16 protein-coding genes are annotated in these 16,467 nt (G+C 68.1%); 9 read left to right on the top strand and 7 right to left on the bottom strand.

Annotation, left to right across the window (positions count from 1 at the left end):
• Positions 1–5: 5 nt before the first annotated feature.
• Genes HKK74_RS17520 through HKK74_RS17510 form a run of 3 tightly spaced genes read right to left on the bottom strand, consistent with a single transcriptional unit; the run spans position 6 to position 1,378 of the window.
• Complete coding sequence (locus HKK74_RS17520; protein WP_187244302.1) at positions 6–194, bottom strand: hypothetical protein; 189 nt, start codon at positions 192–194, stop codon at positions 6–8.
• 6 nt (positions 195–200) lie between these two features.
• Positions 201–905: a DNA alkylation repair protein gene (locus HKK74_RS17515; RefSeq protein WP_187244301.1), complete on the bottom strand. Its 705-nt coding sequence runs from the start codon at positions 903–905 to the stop codon at positions 201–203.
• Positions 902–1,378: a GyrI-like domain-containing protein gene (locus HKK74_RS17510; RefSeq protein WP_187244300.1), complete on the bottom strand. Its 477-nt coding sequence runs from the start codon at positions 1,376–1,378 to the stop codon at positions 902–904. Before HKK74_RS17510 ends, HKK74_RS17515 begins: the two co-directional genes overlap by 4 nt.
• Positions 1,379–1,508: 130 nt before the next feature.
• Between HKK74_RS17510 and HKK74_RS17505 the strand changes: the two genes are divergently transcribed.
• Together HKK74_RS17505 and HKK74_RS17500 are read left to right on the top strand one after the other, a co-directional pair.
• Positions 1,509–2,492: a LysR family transcriptional regulator gene (locus HKK74_RS17505; RefSeq protein WP_187244299.1), complete on the top strand. Its 984-nt coding sequence runs from the start codon at positions 1,509–1,511 to the stop codon at positions 2,490–2,492.
• Between the two features lie 347 nt (positions 2,493–2,839).
• A complete protein-coding gene (locus tag HKK74_RS17500; RefSeq protein WP_187244298.1) occupies positions 2,840–3,082 on the top strand; it encodes a DUF397 domain-containing protein in 243 nt (80 codons plus the stop codon).
• A 53-nt stretch (positions 3,083–3,135) separates the two neighbouring features.
• On the opposite strand, the gene HKK74_RS17495 is transcribed toward HKK74_RS17500, so the two are convergent.
• On the bottom strand, positions 3,136–3,813 hold the full coding sequence (locus HKK74_RS17495) for a DUF5753 domain-containing protein (protein WP_187244297.1): 678 nt from the start codon (positions 3,811–3,813) through the stop codon (positions 3,136–3,138).
• A 160-nt stretch (positions 3,814–3,973) separates the two neighbouring features.
• Between HKK74_RS17495 and HKK74_RS17490 the strand changes: the two genes are divergently transcribed.
• Complete coding sequence (locus HKK74_RS17490; protein ID WP_187244296.1) at positions 3,974–5,269, top strand: tetratricopeptide repeat protein; 1,296 nt, start codon at positions 3,974–3,976, stop codon at positions 5,267–5,269.
• A gap of 1,164 nt (positions 5,270–6,433) precedes the next feature.
• A complete protein-coding gene (locus tag HKK74_RS17485) occupies positions 6,434–7,612 on the top strand; it encodes a D-alanyl-D-alanine carboxypeptidase family protein (RefSeq protein WP_187244295.1) in 1,179 nt (392 codons plus the stop codon).
• An 87-nt stretch (positions 7,613–7,699) separates the two neighbouring features.
• Here HKK74_RS17485 and HKK74_RS17480 read toward each other — a convergent pair whose 3' ends face one another.
• A complete protein-coding gene (locus tag HKK74_RS17480) occupies positions 7,700–7,981 on the bottom strand; it encodes a KUP/HAK/KT family potassium transporter (RefSeq protein WP_187244294.1) in 282 nt (93 codons plus the stop codon).
• Between the two features lie 52 nt (positions 7,982–8,033).
• Here HKK74_RS17480 and HKK74_RS17475 point away from each other — a divergent pair, with 52 nt between their 5' ends.
• Positions 8,034–9,155, top strand: coding sequence for an endonuclease/exonuclease/phosphatase family protein (locus tag HKK74_RS17475; RefSeq protein WP_312881574.1), 1,122 nt, complete (start codon positions 8,034–8,036; stop codon positions 9,153–9,155).
• A 1,009-nt stretch (positions 9,156–10,164) separates the two neighbouring features.
• On the opposite strand, the gene HKK74_RS17470 is transcribed toward HKK74_RS17475, so the two are convergent.
• The gene (locus tag HKK74_RS17470; protein WP_187244293.1) at positions 10,165–12,075 is read right to left on the bottom strand and encodes a CocE/NonD family hydrolase; all 1,911 of its coding nucleotides are present in this window, start codon (positions 12,073–12,075) and stop codon (positions 10,165–10,167) included.
• Positions 12,076–12,452: 377 nt separating this feature from the next.
• Positions 12,453–13,892 carry a hypothetical protein gene (locus HKK74_RS17465; protein WP_187244292.1) on the bottom strand — a complete coding sequence of 480 codons (1,440 nt, stop codon included), beginning with the start codon at positions 13,890–13,892 and terminating at the stop codon, positions 12,453–12,455.
• Between the two features lie 645 nt (positions 13,893–14,537).
• Between HKK74_RS17465 and HKK74_RS39105 the strand changes: the two genes are divergently transcribed.
• The 4 genes from HKK74_RS39105 (at position 14,538) to HKK74_RS17450 (ending at position 16,453) form a co-directional block, all read left to right on the top strand.
• On the top strand, positions 14,538–14,783 hold the full coding sequence (locus tag HKK74_RS39105) for an FAD-binding protein (RefSeq protein WP_222722388.1): 246 nt from the start codon (positions 14,538–14,540) through the stop codon (positions 14,781–14,783).
• The gene (locus HKK74_RS39100) at positions 14,780–15,064 is read left to right on the top strand and encodes a hypothetical protein (protein ID WP_222722387.1); all 285 of its coding nucleotides are present in this window, start codon (positions 14,780–14,782) and stop codon (positions 15,062–15,064) included. Before HKK74_RS39105 ends, HKK74_RS39100 begins: the two co-directional genes overlap by 4 nt.
• Before the next feature lie 84 nt (positions 15,065–15,148).
• Complete coding sequence (locus tag HKK74_RS17455; RefSeq protein ID WP_187244291.1) at positions 15,149–15,865, top strand: AraC family transcriptional regulator; 717 nt, start codon at positions 15,149–15,151, stop codon at positions 15,863–15,865.
• Between the two features lie 36 nt (positions 15,866–15,901).
• Positions 15,902–16,453 carry a dihydrofolate reductase family protein gene (locus tag HKK74_RS17450; protein WP_187244290.1) on the top strand — a complete coding sequence of 184 codons (552 nt, stop codon included), beginning with the start codon at positions 15,902–15,904 and terminating at the stop codon, positions 16,451–16,453.
• Positions 16,454–16,467: the final 14 nt, after the last annotated feature.

Genomic DNA, 16,467 nt, shown 5'->3' with positions numbered 1-16,467 from the left:
CGGGGTCACCCGGCCAGTCGGAGGGGCCGGCGGTTCACATCGTCCGGTAGGCCGACGTTTTTCAGATACACCACCGCGGGACCGGCCAGGTCGGCGGGCGCACACAGGGTGGTTGCGGTGGTGTTGTCGACTGCCGTGTCGTCCTCCGCGAGGGGCCGGCGGCTGACAATTCCGTACCACTGGGTCGCGTCCACTGGTGATCACCTTCCGATCCGGCCGGAGCCCGCTGTGTAGGGCTCGTAGTGATGACGGTCGAGGTAGTGTGCTCGCTGCTCCGGGTCGAGGTGCTCGATCGCGTACCGCAGCAGCACGCGCGGCGCGGTGGCGGCGTGCCGGTCGAGGAAGGCCAGCAGCCGGTCGCGGTCGTGCTTGCCCGCCTCGCGCAACATCCCGCCGACCACCGTCTGCACCCGTTCGTGGGTATCGGCGACCAGGAGCCCGGCGAGGGCGAACGTGTCATCGAGGTCACCGCCACGCACGAACGCCAACGTGGCCAACATCGCGATGCGGCGTTCCCACCAGTGCGCGGAACGCGCCAGCCGGTAGAGGACGTCACGGGGCTTGTCCCGTAGGTAACCGCCGACCACGTGGTGCGCGCTGACGTCGACCAGGTCCCAGGTGTTGATGCGGTCGGTGCGGCGCAGGTACAACGCGAACAGTTCCGCGCGGATATCCTCCGGGGTGTTCTTGCGGACGGCCTGTTTGCCCATGACGCTGAGCGCACCGATGCGTACCTCATGGACGTCGCTGTCCAGCAGCTTGTCGATTTCCGTGCCGGGCAGGTCGATGAACTCCCTGGCGAGGGCGAACACCTCCCTCATCCGTACCCGGTCCCTACCGGTCGGCACGCGGAGCGCTTCGATCCGCTCTGCGAACCGGGCGGCGGTGAGCTGCGACCCGGTCATGCGACCGGTTGGAGGAGTTGGGTCCGCCAATCGGCCGGTGCCGGCCAGCTCGACAGGTCCGGCTCGCGGGTCAGGTCGATCCATTCGTAGACCTCCCAGGCGGGACCGGCTGGCCGCCCGTGCGTCGCCAGCCATTCCTGGATCCGGTCGTAGGCGTCGCCCAAGCGGTCGTGCGCGCCGAGGTGCACGGTCGTGACGGCCCGACCACCAGGCAGCTCGCCCTGGGAGATCCGGCCCGCGCCGGCGACAGCGTCCCCGACAGGTACGCCTGTCTCGACGTCGGTCTCGACGTCACCGAACGCGTGGTATCGGACGAAGGGTGGGCCGGTGGGCGCGACCCCGCGATCGTGCAGGAGCCGCCACAGCTCGTACAGGCTCGCTCCCTGCGCCTGGGTCAGCTCCACGATCGGTACCGTCTGCCGGATGCTCAGCACCGGCTGCGGCTCGCGCTGCTCGACTTCGATGGTGGTCATGGCGGTCACCCTCCTCGTGACGTGGCGTCGTCGTACATGAATCGATCGTGGCGGCCAGGGCCGGTCGAGGTCCAACACCCATCTCCATGTGATCTACACAGCAGGTGTGTAGATCCGGTAGACAGGAGGGGTGACCGGAGATCTGGATCTGCGCCTGCTGCGGCACTTCGTCGCCGTCGCCGAAGAGCTGCACTTCAGCCGGGCCGCCGAACGGCTGTTCGTAGCCCAGCAGGCGGTCAGCCGCGACGTGCGCAAGCTGGAGGACCGCGCCGGCACGCGGCTGTTCGACCGCACCAGCCGCCGGGTGGTGCTCACGTCGGCCGGCCGGCGCCTGCTGGTCCGCGCCCGGCAGATCCTCGCCCTGCACGACGAAACGCTGCGCGAACTGCGCGGCGAGGGGCGGTCACTGCTGGTCGACGTGGTCGGCCAGCGGCTCACCCCCGCGCTGGTACTCGCCGCGGCCCGGGCCCGCGCCGACGGGTACGAGTTCTTCGCCAGGTTCCACGGTGGGTTGGACGCCTCCCTGCCGCTGTTGACCGGCCATCGGCTCGACGTCACGTTCGGCCGCTGGCACGGCATTACCGGCGAGCCGCCACAAGGCCTGGAGCGCCAACTGATCCGGTACGAACGGATCTCTGTTCTGCTGCCCGAAAGCCACCCACTGGCCGCGCACACCGAGGTACCGCTGGCCGCACTGCGCGAGACCGACGCCTGCTGGCAATGCGGTGACCACGCCTCCGCTCAGTGGGAGCAGGCCATGTTGCAGCTTTTCGCCGACACCGACACGACACCGGCCCCGCCCCGGCCCAACGTGCGGGGCATCGACGAACTCGCTTACCACATTCAGCAGTGGGATCTGCCGATCCTGACCATCAGCAGCCAACCGGACGTACCAGGCGCGGTCGTCCGGCCACTCGTGCAACCGGTCGCGATGTACCCGTGGAGCATGATCTGGCGCAAGGACCTGCACCATCCCGGCCTGGCGGCACTGCGGGAAGCGGTCGGCGACCTCAGCGCCGCCGGGAACTGGCTCGACCTGCCCGAGGACGCCTGGCTACCCAGCCCCGAGGTGGGCCTGCTGCTCGACCGCAGCGGGCACCGCGGAGACCGGTAGGCCGTGTTGGCATCGTGCAGGTGCCGGGAACTCGGCCACCGGTCGTGACCTGGGGCTTTCAGCTCTTCAAAGCCTTCCGGCTCCAGATCAGATATGAACGCTCGACTCGTCCAGCAGGGCTGCGACAGGGCCGAGAACTTGGTACTTCATCACTGCCTCCTCACGCTTCGAGTGCGTACGCGCAATGGATCGATGGCGGATCTGATGGCGGAGGGAGAACGGACCGAAAGCGGACCAGGGGCGGATCGGCGGCGGATTCACAGCGGAGGCAGGCGTCCGAATCTGGTGGCAGCGCAAAAGGCGCGAAACCTCAGAGAAGGGAAGAGTGCAGTGCGAGGAACAGCGAGATGCCGGAGTTCGATTTCCGGTGCGACGGCGGCGGCTGCGTCATCGTCGAGCGGGTCGCAGGGGCCGTCGTCATCAGGGATTCCAAGAACCCGTACCAGCCCGGGCTCGTCTTCAGCCGGAAGGAGTACGCAGACTTCCGCCGGCGGGTGCGGAACGGGCGGGGTGCGTGGCTGCGCGGTCTCATCGGCCAGTACGCCCAGCTCGCCGCGCGGTTCGCGCTGGCGCGGACCGGCTCGGCCTAATGGCGTGGGCGCGCGGGAGCCGGCCGGCCCCCGCGCGCCCATGGCGGTCGCCGTCATCGTCCCCCCGCTCTCAGCTCGGCGGTGAGCGCGGCGAGCAAAAGGCGGGCACCGTCGTCGTACCGGGCTGCCTCTCTCAGCAGGCACCATTTGCGGCGGTACCGCGCGACGCTCTCGGGATCGTTGACGGTGAGATTGGCGTGCACAGTCTCGACCATCGCGATGGTCTCGCCGCGGCGTGCCCGCGAGTCGTCGCGGAGGTCGAACAAGACGAAACCATGCGGTACATAGGTGACGGCCTCAGTGGCGTGGGGGAGCAGCCCGATCGTCACGTTGTCGAGCGTCGCCATTGAAGCGATCCGGTCGAGCTGCGCCAGCAGGAGCTGTGCCGGCCCAGGCCGCCAGCGCAGCGCAGCCTCGGTGATCAGGAACTCGAAGCGGCGGGCCTGGTCGAAGAGCGCGAGCTGTCGGTCCAGCCGCCCAGCCACGGCGGCCGACAGGTCGGTGTCGGTGCCGCCTGGGGCGAAGAAGGCGAAGACACGGCGGGCGTATTCGGCGGTCTGGAGCAGTCCCGGCACGATCGCGCTCGCGTAGACCATGACACTGTGCGACTTGCTCTCCACCTCATGGATGTCGCCCTGCATGTGCGGGCGATCCCGCATGGCCCGCGACCAGCGGTGCACCTCGGTGGCCTGATTGGGTATCCCGGTCGCGCTGGCCTGCCGAGTACTCAAGGTGTCAACTCCCCCGGCTTCGGAGGTCATCGCGGAGTCCGCACCACCCGACTCTGGCTGCAGACCCGGGTCACAGCCGGGTCACAGCTTTGGGCACCGTGCTGTGACCGTCCGCTGGATAGAAAGTTGCGGCGGAAGGTGATCACGAAAGGAGAAGGCCGTGGCTGATGACGGAGAATGGGACCGGCGTTCGCTGCTCCGGGGCGCCGCCGTGGTGGCCGGTGCCGCCGCGACCGCGCCGCTGCTGGGCGGGGCGGCCACGGCGCAAGCCGGCAGCGGTGACGCGGACGCGTTGTTCAAGGCCGGGAAGTTCGAGCAGGCCGGCCGCGCCTACGAGGAGATACTGAAAAAAGACCCCAAGAACGTGCACGCAGCCCGCCAGCGCGGCTATGTCGGGCTACTGGGCAACAAGTTCGCCGAGGCTGAGAAGTATCTCAAGATGGCCCTCGAACTGGCGCCCGACGACAAGGACGCCAACCGGTTCCTGGCCGACTGCTACATCCGGCAGGACAAATTCTCCCTCTCCGTACCATGCTGGCTAGCGGCCGGCAGGGAGGTCTTCGCCAAATGGTTCGGGGCAGTCCGCGGCGAGCCGTATCAGATTCACGGCGACATCGGGCGGGTGCCATGGCAGCAGATGGACCCGTCACCGCTGGTAGAGGCCTCGGTCAACGGCGGACCGCCGAAGCGCTTCATGCCCTACACCGGCGCCCCGTGGCTGGGCATGTCCGCAGAAGTAGCCAAGGAAGCCGGGCTGAGCCCCGTGGCCAAGCAACAGATCGAGTACCTAGACGGCACCGCATGGCAGTACTTCGGGGTGCTGGAGTCCTTCAAGCTGGGCGGCATCGAACTGCGCAACATCCCCGTGGAGTGGTCGGAGTCGGACCAAGTTTCGCCCGGGGGGCCGAACGACGGCATCATCGGCACGTGGGTCTTCTACCACTTGCTGACCACCTTTGACTACGCGGCCCGGTCGCTGATCCTGCGCCGCCGCACCCCTGAAACGGCCAGCAAGGCACGCGCCGACGCCGAACGGGCGGGCGCAAAGCCCCTGCCGCTGTGGCTGGCCCGTGAGCACATGCTTCACAGCAGGGGCAGCGTCGCCGGCTCCGGCACACGGGTGGTGGGCTTGTCCATCGGCGGAACCACCGAGAGCGCCGCGGTCATGTCCGAGGAAACGTCCAAGCAGTTGCGGATCCGCACCGACTACGACCGCCCATTGGAGACTTTTGCCCACAGCCACCCAACCGTCGCCTACCCCTGCTACCCGAAGGAGATCCGCCTCGGCGACGCCGCCGCCAAGGAGGTCTACTGCATGGCGAACCCAAGCCGGTCGCCTGCCCCCAACGGGTTCGACGTGCTGGCCGCCTTCTTCCACCCCTTCTACAAGCCCTACAACGTCACCCTCGACTTCACCGACATGAACGTCTACATCGCCCGCGGCAAAGCCGGCTAATCGTCCGCGCCATCGCGACGTGCCAGCGGCTGTTCAGGCCGGGATTCTGCCGGACGGGCCGGCCTCCCAAAGAGTCATTAGGGGCCGCGGGTTGATGTAGCCCCAGGAGATCTTCTCGTGGAGATCCGGGTCACCCAGCGCGGGCGTTGCTCACCCCGCAGTGGTGAAGGAGGCAGCATCGTGCATCGGCGTGCCCGCCGGGAAGGGTAGAGAGGGTCGCAAGGTCCCGTCCCACACCGCCGCGAGGGCTTGGTCCAGGCCGCTGCGGTTGCGGCGGGTGGTGCCGGAGAAGCCGCGGTCGATGTAGATCCGGTCTTCGGGACGCCGAGCGCGAAGAGTTGCTCGGTCTGGATGATCATTTCACGGACGAGTCGTCCAGCACCTGCAATAGCCGGGCTGTCGCGATCACCAGCGGCGGGACCATCGCACTGCCCGCTTGCGCCAGTTCCTTGGTGCCTGGGGATTCGGTGTATCGCGGGCGTATCGAAAAACGCATACGCCACCGCAACAGTCTCCCGTCTTCAGTGGAGGCATGGACCACAAAGCATCACTGTCAGCGCCAGCCCGTCAGGGCGGCCCGGCGGCACCGGCGTCGGGTCCTGCAACGGTCGGTTTGTCGATCAGGAAAGGACCGTGATCATGGACTCGAATTCGGTACGTGGTATCCACCGGCGGCGGCTGGTCGGGTGGGCGGGTTGGCGGCCGCCGGCGTGGTGGCGGCCGGCGCGCCGCTGGTGGGCGCCCAGCTCGGCCATGCCGGCACCGCCCCCGCGGCGCCCGAGCCGTCCGGGCTCGACCGGATCCCGCCGGACACCCGGCCCGGCGGAGCCTACGACCGGTACGTGGCGAAGCTGGCCGCGCAGGACAAATTCTCCGGCGTGGTGCTGCTGTCGCACCGGGGCCGGACCGTGCTGTCCCGCAGCTACGGCATGGCCGACAAGGAGAAGGGGATCCGCAACCACGAGGGCGTCGCCCGGCTCCGCCTCCTCCGGCGCGTTTTCCCTCCAGGCGCCGCCGACCGCACCGACGGCGGTCGCTTCTGGCGCACCGGCATCCGAGGGGAATCGGCCGGTCCCCTACTCCAGGCGGCCGGAGAGGGTCCCGCCTCCGGCGGACGGGGATACGGCACAGGCGGGTCCACCGCCTCGCCGCGCCTGGTGGCGGATGCTCGTCGTCACGGCGCTGGTGCTCGCCCTGCCGGCCGCGCTCGCCACGGTGCAGCTCGTCCGCCCGGTACCCGATCCCGTTGTACGGCTGACGGCCTCCGCCGCGCACACCTTCGGGGGCGCCGCCCCGGTGCTGCCGTGGCCGGTCGGCGGGCAGGCGGCGGTCGACGTTGAAGGGCTCGGCGCCATGGGCTCCTCGGGCGGCTCCGTTTCGACGCCGATCGCCAGCGTGGCCAAGGTGATGACCGCGTACGTCTTTCTGCGCGGCCACCCGCTCGCCGCCGGGGCAGACGGTCCGACCTACACCATCTCGCCCGCCGAGGCGGCTCGGCTCCCGGCGCGCAAGGCCCGCGGGGAGAGCCTCGTCGACGTGGTGGCGAACCAGTCCTTCACCGAGCGCGAGGCGCTCGAGGCGCTGTTGATCGTTTCGGCGAACAACATCGCTCATGAGATGGCGCGCTGGGACACCGGCGGCCTGGCCCCCTTCGTAGGCAAGATGAACGCCGCGGCCCGCAGCCTGGGGATGACCGCCACGACCTATACCGACCCCAGTGGCTTCGACCCTGGCACGGTGAGCACCGCGGCCGACCAGGTGAAGCTGCTCCGCGCGGCGATGCGGATCCCCGCGTTCGCCGAGGTGGTGGGCGAGCGCGTCTACATGCCCTCCGACGGCGGCCTGGCGCGGACGGGCGGCAACACCCTGCTCGGGCAGGGGGGCGTCATCGGCGGCAAGACCGGCTTCACGAGCGCGGCGGGCGGGAACTACGTCTTCGCCGCCCGCAGGCGCGTGGGCGGCGTCCACACGCTCATCGTCGGCGCCGTGATGGCACAGCCCGGCACCATCAGTGCCGTGGGGGCGGTCGAGGCAGGCCGCCGGCTGATCACCGCGGCCGGCGACGCGCTCACCGCGGCGACCCTGGCCCGACCGGGTGAACGGGTGGCGGTGGTCGACGACGGGCTGGGCGGCCGTACCCCGCTGGTCACCTCCGCACCGGTCACCGTGATCGGCTGGCCCGGTCTGACCGTACGGCTGCGCCTGGACGGCGTGGTCCCCCGGCCCGCCGCCGAGGGCGACCGGCTCGGTTCACTGGCCGTGGGCACCAGGCGGTTCCCGCTCGTCCTCGGCGGACCGCTGGACGGGCCGTCCATCGAGCATCTGCTGCTGCGCCTCGGCTGAAGCATGGCCCAGGCCATCAGCCCATGGCGCCAGAGGGCGACGCTCGTGCCCGGCGCGATCAGGACGGTGCCTCGACCGGACGGCGGTTCAGATCTCGACCTGCGATCCCATGACGACCGTGCGCGTCTCGGGCAGCCGGAAGTACTCGGCGGGGCTGGCCGCGTTGTTCGCCAGCGTAAGGAACAGCCTCTTACACCAGTGCGGCATGTCCGGCTCCTGGGTCAGCCGCAACGTGACCCGCGACAGGAAGTACGAGGGCGCTCCAATGCGACGGCGTGGCTGTCCCAGCACGGTGCCGAGTACGGGCTGTGCCAGATCTACAAGAACGAACCCCGGCACTACGAGCTGCGCACCGAAGCGATCGATCACGGCTGCCCACGCGGATGTATGCCGACCCCACCAAGGACCCGAGGATGCAGCAGTGACCGTTAGTGAGCGAGGACAGACGATGGTGCAGGCCGACACGGCGGAGCAGACCGGACAGCAGGGCGCCGGACAGGGTGGCGCCGGCCGCCGGGACACCGGCTCCGGTGCCTGGCGCGCGGGCATCCGCCGGGCGATCCGTAGCGTCTCCCGGCCGGGGCCCTGGAAGCGCGGCCTGGTCCTCGCGGCGCTGGCGCTGCTGCTCGGCCTGCTCATGCTGCTGCACGCGCAGATCACGGACCGCGGGAACCTCGGCAGCCTGGTGGAGACCTTCCTGCCGTGGTTCGGCGTGTTCATCCCGGTGCTGCTGGCCGGGGCGCGGCGGCGCCGCTCCGCCTCCGCGGTGGTCGCGCTGCTGCTGCCGGTCGTGGTGTGGCTGAGCCTCTTCGGAGGGCTGCTCAGCGACAAGTCCCACCCGGGCAGCGACCTCACTGTGGCCAGCCATAACGTCGGCGCCGACAACCCCGACCCGGCCGGCACCGCCCGCGACCTGGCCGCCTCCGGCGCGGACGTGCTGGCACTGGAGGAACTGACCCAGCAGGCCAGGAGCACGTACGAGAAGGAGCTGGCGAAGGCGTACCCGTACCACACGGTGCAGGGCACGGTCGGGCTGTGGAGCAAGCTGCCGCTGTCGGACACCCAGCCGGTCGACATCAAGATGGACTACGGGCCGCTGGCGGACACCAAGCCGGTCGACATCAAGATGGGCTACAACCGGGCGCTGCGCACCACGGTGGCCACGGACCACGGGCCGCTGGCGGTGTATGTGGCCCACCTGGGGTCCGTACGGGTGAATCCCAGGGCGGGTTTTTGGACGGCCCACCGGGACAGAGGCGTGCAGGCGCTCGGCAGGGCCATCGCCACCGAGCAGAACAAGCGGGTGGTGCTGCTCGGCGACCTGAACGGCACCATGGACGACCGCGCGTTCGCCGACATCACCTCGCAGCTGCACTCGGCCCAGGACGCGGCCGGGGACGGCTTCGGCTTCACCTGGCCGGCGAAGTTCCCGGTGGCGCGGATCGACCAGATCCTGGTCCGCGGGGTGGAGCCGGAGAGCTCGTGGGTGCTGCCGGCCACCGACAGCGACCACCTGCCGGTGGCCGCCGGAATCAGCTGGTGAATACCGCCTACAGGCCCCGATTCTGTGCCCGGATCCGGGAGTACGCACCTCAGGCATGATTATTCCGCGTAGGAACTAACGTCGGAGCAGCGGGAGCACGAACCGTGGGAGCAGGGTTGTTATCTGGGCTTCTTCTCGGTGTGAGCCGACGTTCGGTCGCGATGCGCGATCAGCGTCGTCCGTCATGCAGGGGATGGCTCTGGTGAACCCCTGCTGAACTCGTTCGGTTCGGCGGTAGATGTCGCCTGGCGCAGGGCGGCGGTGATCTTCAGCTGGCTCAAGGACCGTGTGGACAGAACTTGGGCACGCGGTCGGCAGGGGTGTGCCGATCGAGTGCCTATGAAGTGTTTAGGTCCACTGCTGACCCTGCAGGTCAGGTTGAGAACCCACAGGTCACAGGACCTGGACGAGGTTTTCGGCACCCGCAACCCCGCGAGGCGCAGACCGCCCAGGTGGCCAACCTTTGGGTATGGCTCTATCGCGAGCCTACATACCCCAGAGTCTCAGCAGACCATCGGATCGACGATCAGCCGTTTGCCTGTTGCTGAAGATCGCCGCAGAAGTCGCAGCCAGGGCAGCAGGCTCGCCGGACGATCAGCTGTCTCGCGGACAGGTCCAGGTCGGCAGTGAGAGGCGTACGGATCTCGTGGCCGTGTAGGGCGTGAACCGCAGCCAGGGCGATCACCAACCTGTCGAAGGTGGTGCAGGGCTGATTGGGCAGCCGACCAGTACATCGGAGGAGATCGACCTCGTTGACCGCTGCCCGTCTTCGACCGCGGGCACCGTCACCCACTCCCTCACCGCGTCGTCACCAAGCTGGTCGACCGGGCGGGCCAGCGGTAGGTCCCGCGCCGGAGACCGGGAGCTTGCGAGGAGTTTGGGCATCGAATGAGTGTTCGACACGCTGTATTCGTGTGTGGTGTTCGGCTCCAGTGCCTACTCGTGCGACAACCGAAAGGCTGCCCGGATAAGCGATCCGGGCAGCCTCTCGATCTGATGCTGGGCGAGGTCAGCTCTCCGGTACGACCTCCTTGTTCATGTCGGGGAGGGTGCCCGGACGCAGGTTGCTGGTGTCCTTCGCGGTCACGTGACCCGGATCGAACCCTGCCATCGGGCCCGCCACCGGCAGGTTGAGGTGACTGCCCCTCAGGTCGACCGTGTACGTCGTGGGTGCGGTGTCGACCGCGATGACCCCGTTGCGGCTGCCGCTGATCACCAGGCCGAGCTGGTGGCCGGCCGGCACGTCGACGTCGTTGGCCGCGAGCTCGACCGTCACCCGGTGGTCGCCGGGATCGTCGAGGCGAGCCCAGCCGCGAGCGAGCACCTGCAACTCGGAGCTGTCGATCACCCGCTCCATGTCGAAGTAGCAGGCGTCGTCGTTGGCGCTGGCCGGTCCCCAGCAGGACTCGGTCGACAGCGTCCTGGCGCCGTCACCACTGGCGAGGACCCGGTCCATCTTGCCGTAGTCGACCAGCATCACGGAGATCTGACCGACGGGTGCGGTGTGGTTCACGTTCAGGTCGACCGTCGGTGTCCCCGAGATGCGGACGTCGTGCTTGGTCGACCCGGTGAGGAAGAGCAGCCGGTTGGGGTTGTCGCCGACCTTCACCGCGTTGGCCTCGCTGAGCGAGGACGAGTTGGTGTAGCTCACCGAGGCACGACCGGGTTGTCCGAGCGTCATCGTTCCGTCGGCCTGCAGGTTCAGGGTCGTGTCGCGTGCTGCCGAGATCGGCCAGCGGGCGGAGTCGGACCACCGGTTGGGTGCGCTCTCCACCGAGACGGCCGGCTCATTGAGGATGCCGTTGTCGATGCCCATGAGCTGGCTGTCGAACCACTTGTGCAGTGTGTCCACCCACCGAGCGCGGGCGAAGTCGAACGGATCGACATGCCCGAGCCGGGCCAGCCACATCTTGCGGGCCACGCCCTGCTTGCCGAGGTCGGCCCACCACTTGGAGGCGTTCATGGTCTTGACGTTGTTGTCCTGGAGTCCATGGACGATGAACACGCTCGCCTTGACCTTGGAGGCGTCGTAGTAGGTGCCGTGCCGGTAGTCACGCTCGGCCCAGAAGTCCGTGTGGGCACCGTTCTCGTCACCGTCGTTGGCGTCCATCCAGTTCAGCCGCGCGCTGCAGTCGGTCGCGATGGTCCGGCCCTGCGCGATCGTGCGCGACAGACTGCTCGGGTAGTTGAGCGACTTCACCGCGCCCTGCCAGCGGTTGTAGTCGTACCAGGAGCTGATCGCGCTGATCGGCACGATCGTCTTCAGTCCGTCGACGCCGGTGGCTGCCACGCCGTTGGCCAGCGTGCCGTCGTACGACTTGCCGATCATGCCCGTGGCGCCGTTGCTCCAGTCGGCTGTGACCTTCTTGCCGTCGGCGTCGTACGCGCTGCCCTTGCCGTTGAGCCATTCGACGACCGCCTTTACCGACTCGATGTCGGAACGGCCGCCCTCGTCGGAACACCCGGTCGAGCGGGCGGTGCCGGCCATGTCCACGGCGACGTAGGCGTACCCGCGCGGCACGAAATAGTTGTCGTAGTAGAGCGGGAACTTCGTGGGGACCCCGTTCGCGTCGTACTTCTTGCGCTCCGACTCGTTGCCACGACCGAGGCTCAGGTAGTAGGGGCTCGCGTCCATGACGATGGGGATTCTCGCGTTGCCGTCGAGCTCGTGTGGCCGGATGATGTCGGCCGCGATGCGCTCGTCCTTGCCGTCGCCGTCGAGGTCGGGTGTGCTCACCCAGACCGTCTCGCGGATGGCATCGGCGTAGTCGTAGACGGGAGCCGTGACTCCGTCGACGAGGGTTGCGTACGGTGGCGCTGAGGGTGTGTAAGGCGCGGCCGTGGCGCTGGTGATCGGTCCTGCGACCATGGTGGCGGCGAGTGCGCCGGATCCGAGGATCGCGATGATTCTGGCTTTCACTACGGTCCTTCTTGGCGCGGGACCTTGTCGTCCGACGCCGGGAATAGGGGTGTATGTCAGGCTTTCGGAGGCTATTACAGATTCAGATAGCGTCGTTAGTGCCTACGCATCAGTAGTTCTCGAGTTGGGCGATCGCTCAAGTGGTGGTCGGGTGAGTCGGCCGGAGGTGACCGACCCCGTACTCTCCCCTCAGCTGTTGACGGATTCCAGCCCGACGTCATCGTGGTCGGCGCGGGGCTGGTCGGCCTGGTCGCGACGTACGAGCTCTCCAAGGCGGGTCCCGACCTCGGCAAGACGCACACCACCGAGTTCACCAAGGCCGCCCAGTAACGGCAGACGGCCCCGGACCGTCGGGTCCGGGGCCGTCGTCGGCTCTGCTAGACGGTGTGCCGCAGGACGATCGTCAGGTTCTTGGTGCCGGCCGGAACCCGGACCGTACCGGCCTTCTGGTCGACGACCGCACCGTTGACCGACACGTTCACGATGTTGTCCCGCAACGCCGGCAGCTCGACGCTGTACGCCGCGACGTCCGACACGTCACCGCTGAACTGGATCAGCACCGCCTTGCCGGCCGTCTTCAGCTGGTAGCCGACCCGGCCGCCGTTCTGCACCGGGTACCGGTCGAGCCCGATCTTCTGGCCGGTCCGGAGCCACTCGTTCGGTACGCCGCGGCCGATGATCAGCGCCCCGTCCGACTTCTCGGCGATCAGCGAGTCGAACAGCACCTTGGTGGCGGTCGACTGACCCCACATGTGCTGGTTCGAACCGCCGCCGCCCCGGGCGTGGTCGATGTCCCACGGCGAGCTCGTGCTCGGGTAGTCGACGCCCTCCCACCAGCCGAACGGATCGCTCATCGCCTTGTCGATCATGTACTGGTAGGCCTTGATCCCCAGGTCCCGGTACTGCTCACCCCGCAGCGCGGAACTGCCGTACCCGGCGTTGTACGCGCTGGAGAAGTACCCGTGCGGGTAGCCGCCGAAGTTGTAGATCGAGTCCGAGATGTCCTTACGCCGGTCGAAACCGTGCGTGTAGGTGGCGTCGATCTTGTCGATCATCGTGCCGGTCTGCTCGGCGCCGAACAGGTAGCTGTCCCAGGCCCACCGGCCGAACAGGAACATCGAGGCCCAGTTCGCGTCCCGCGGGTCCTTGCGCGGACCGGTCTCGTTCGGCTCGACCATCGAGATCGGGATGTAATCCAGCCCGTAATGCTGCATGGTCTGGTCGATCCGGTCGGTCGCGACCTTCAGCAGGTCGTCGTATTCCGCCTTCGCCCACGCCGCCTCGTCGGTCTCGCCGAGCGCGGTGGCGAGGTACCGGTAGGTGGTCAGACCAGTGAGCGCCGACCAGTTGTCGATCGTCCAGTACCCGCGCGAGTCGATCGCGTCGGTCTGCTTGATGATCCCCTTGCCGCCGTCGATCCGGTCGGTCTCGATCGTGTGCGTGTTCTTCTTGATCGTCTCGAACCGGCTGCGGACGAAGTCCTTGTCACCGGTGCGCTGCATGTACAGGGCGTACGGCCAGCTGTACTTCCACTTCGCGTCGTCGTACTGCAGCTGTGCCGGCAGCGTGGACAGGTAGTCCTTCGCGTACGTGAAGTCGCCGATCGTCAGCAGCGTCGACACGATGCCGATCGTGTCGTGGTCGAACATCGTGTCGTACCCGTTCTCGCCGACGTGCAACTGCTTCTCACCGTTGACGTCGTCGCGGATGATCAGCGTGTAGATGTAGCCGGCCTTGTACGCGTTGATCAGCCGCTTGTCGGGCAGGTCGGTGATGTCCGCGATCGCCGACAGCCGGGTGTTCCAGTACTGGCGCATGTGGGCGTAGTGCTGGTCGAAGCCACCGAGCTGCTGCAGCTGTGTCGCGGTCGGCCAGTCGTACGTGCCGGCGAACCGGTTGGCGGCGACCGCGTAGTCGCCAGCTGCACAACCATCGGTTGCTGCGACCGCTCCACCGCGTGACTAACACCGTGGCGGAGGGACGGCGTATCGACGTTGGTCCCGTAGGCGGGATGAACGTTCGTGGGTGGACCATCGATGCCGCCGTCGAGGGACGGTTGCGGGACCCCGCAGAGGAAGGGTTCTCAGCGGCGTGGTCATACGCCCGGCCGCCTGACGAAGCAGACGATCACTGGTGGAACGGCTTCGCCTACCCATCGTGGTAGTTGCTCGACTTGAAGAACGTCCTCAGCGCCTACAGGTCGGTTCAGCGGGGATATCGTCACGGGTACTCTCTGCGGGGCCGCCACCAACTGGTTCTTGCGCTCGTCGCCCTTTCGCCGCTTTACCTGCCTGGCATCCTCGGCCAGCTCACGACCTGCCGCTGGCCGTGCAGTCCACCGGTCACGGCACTTACGTTCCCTGCGACGGCGGCCTCCTGCTGAAGACGTCGGCGATGGCGACGGTCGACGTGGACACCCGGCGGCGAGTGGCCCGGGTGGGGCCGGGCGCCCGCGGGCCGACGTGCTGGCCGCTGCGGAGCCGTTCGGCTTGGCGCCGCTGTCCGGCTCGCACTCCTCGGTCGGGGTGACCGGCTACACGCTCGGGGGCGGGATCGGCTGGCTGGCCCGCGCGTACGGCTTCGCGGCCGACAGCGTGCTACAGGCCGAGGTGGTCACCGCCGACGGCAGGATCCCACGGCCTCCCCGGACTCGCACCCCGACCTGTTCTGGGCGCTGCGCGGTGGCGGAGGCAACTTCGGCGTGGTGACGTCGCTCGAGTTCAGGCTCCATCCCGTCCACGAGGTGTATGCGGGAACGGCCTGCTTCGCCATTGAGCGGGCCGCGGAGACGATGGCGTTCTACCGGGACTGGTGCACCCGCATTCCCGACGAACTGAGCACCGCGCTCACGCTGACCACCATGCCCGACGCCCCGCACGTCGCCGAGGCCGTACGCGAGCGCGATGGCCGCGTCCAAGTCATCGACGACGATGGCGACGTTGTCCATCCGTTGAATGGTCATGTCACCGAGCATAGGAAGCAGCGGTAGCCACTGCGGGGATTCGGGTATCGCCGACCCTGTGACCTGGTCCTTTCCGGTTATTCGTGCGTCGGATTCCGGTAGGATCGACGCATGGGGTTGGAATTCGAGGACCGGTCGTCGGAGTCGCCGTACGTCGAGCGGGTCTGGCGCAGCCGGAGCGCGGGCCTCGACCGGATGACCTCGGTCGCCACCGCGCACTGGAATCTGGTCGTCTGGGAGGAAGCGGGCCAGGCCAGAGCCGCCGTGCAGGGGCCGGAGACGCGGGCGAGCATGGCGCCGGTCCCGCCGGACACGACCTTTTTCGGGATCAGGTTCGCGCTCGGGACGACGCTGCCCTGGCTGCCGATCCAGCAGGTCGTCGACGGTGACCTCGAGCTGCCCGATGTGACCCGGCGCCGGTTGTGGCTGGACGGCGCGCATTGGCCGCTGCCGGACTACGACAACGCCGAGCACTTCGTACGACGGCTCGTGCGCGCCGGCGTACTGGTCCGGGACCTGGTGGTGGCCCTGGTGCTGGACGGCGGCACGGTCGAGCTCTCGATCCGGTCGGTGCGGCGGCATTTCGTGCGCGCGACCGGGCTCACCAGCGAGACAATCCGGCAGATTGAGCGGGCCCGGCAGGCGGCGTCCTTGCTCAGAGACGGCTCGTCTATCGGCGACCTGACCCATGACCTGGGCTATTTCGATCACCCGCATCTGGCGCGGTCGCTGAGCCGGTTCATCGGCCGGACGGCCACCCAGCTGCGGCGGCAGCCGCAAGATCAGGTGTCCCTTCTGTACAAGCCCTGGCCGGCCGCACTGCCATAGGCTCCCACGCACATCAGCGATATTCGGGAGGACCTTGTGCGCAAAGTCGTGTTTTACCACATCGTTTCGCTGGACGGATTCGCCTTCGAGGAGGACGACTGGTTCGATGACGGCGGCCCGGAGCTGTTCGCCAACATCGGCCGCGTCATCGAAACCCAGGACGACATCGTGATGGGACGCGGCACCTACGACTACTGGGTCGGATACTGGCCCACCTCGGACGTGCAGCCGTTCGCCGATTTCATCAACTCGACCCTCAAGCACGTGATCACCTCCAGCAAGCCCGACCAGGAATGGGCGAATACCACTCTGGTCAGCACTCCGGTCACTGACTACCTGACCGATCTGAAGCAACGGCCGGGCGGTGACATCGGCCTTCACGGAAGCATCGACCTGGCCCGCTCACTGTTGGGCGCCCGAATGATCGACGAGTTGCGACTCATCGTGGCGCCGGCCGTGGTCGGGAAGGGGCGGCGCGTCTTCGAGGGTGACGTCCTGCAGAAGCTCGAGCTGCTCGATGTCACGCACAGCCCGAAGGGCACCCTGTTCCTCCGCTATCGATGCCCCTCAGCGACCACGACTGAGTAGCGCATCACGCGGGC

Origin of the sequence: Actinomadura alba, from assembly GCF_014323705.1 — a bacterium.
Taxonomy (GTDB): Bacteria; Actinomycetota; Actinomycetes; order Streptosporangiales; family Streptosporangiaceae; genus Actinomadura_C; species Actinomadura_C alba.
This window is presented reverse-complemented; position numbering and strand designations above follow the sequence as displayed.

What these genes read in the sequence shown, in the direction of transcription:
- HKK74_RS17465 (WP_187244292.1), bottom strand. Translation starts at nt 13,892, where the DNA reads ATGCGCCAGTACTGGAACACCCGGCTGTCGGCGATCGCGGACATCACC.
- HKK74_RS17500 (WP_187244298.1), top strand. Translation starts at nt 2,840, where the DNA reads ATGCCGGAGTTCGATTTCCGGTGCGACGGCGGCGGCTGCGTCATCGTC.
- HKK74_RS17455 (WP_187244291.1), top strand. Translation starts at nt 15,149, where the DNA reads ATGGGGTTGGAATTCGAGGACCGGTCGTCGGAGTCGCCGTACGTCGAG.
- HKK74_RS17510 (WP_187244300.1), bottom strand. Translation starts at nt 1,378, where the DNA reads ATGACCACCATCGAAGTCGAGCAGCGCGAGCCGCAGCCGGTGCTGAGC.
- HKK74_RS17515 (WP_187244301.1), bottom strand. Translation starts at nt 905, where the DNA reads ATGACCGGGTCGCAGCTCACCGCCGCCCGGTTCGCAGAGCGGATCGAA.
- HKK74_RS17485 (WP_187244295.1), top strand. Translation starts at nt 6,434, where the DNA reads ATGCTCGTCGTCACGGCGCTGGTGCTCGCCCTGCCGGCCGCGCTCGCC.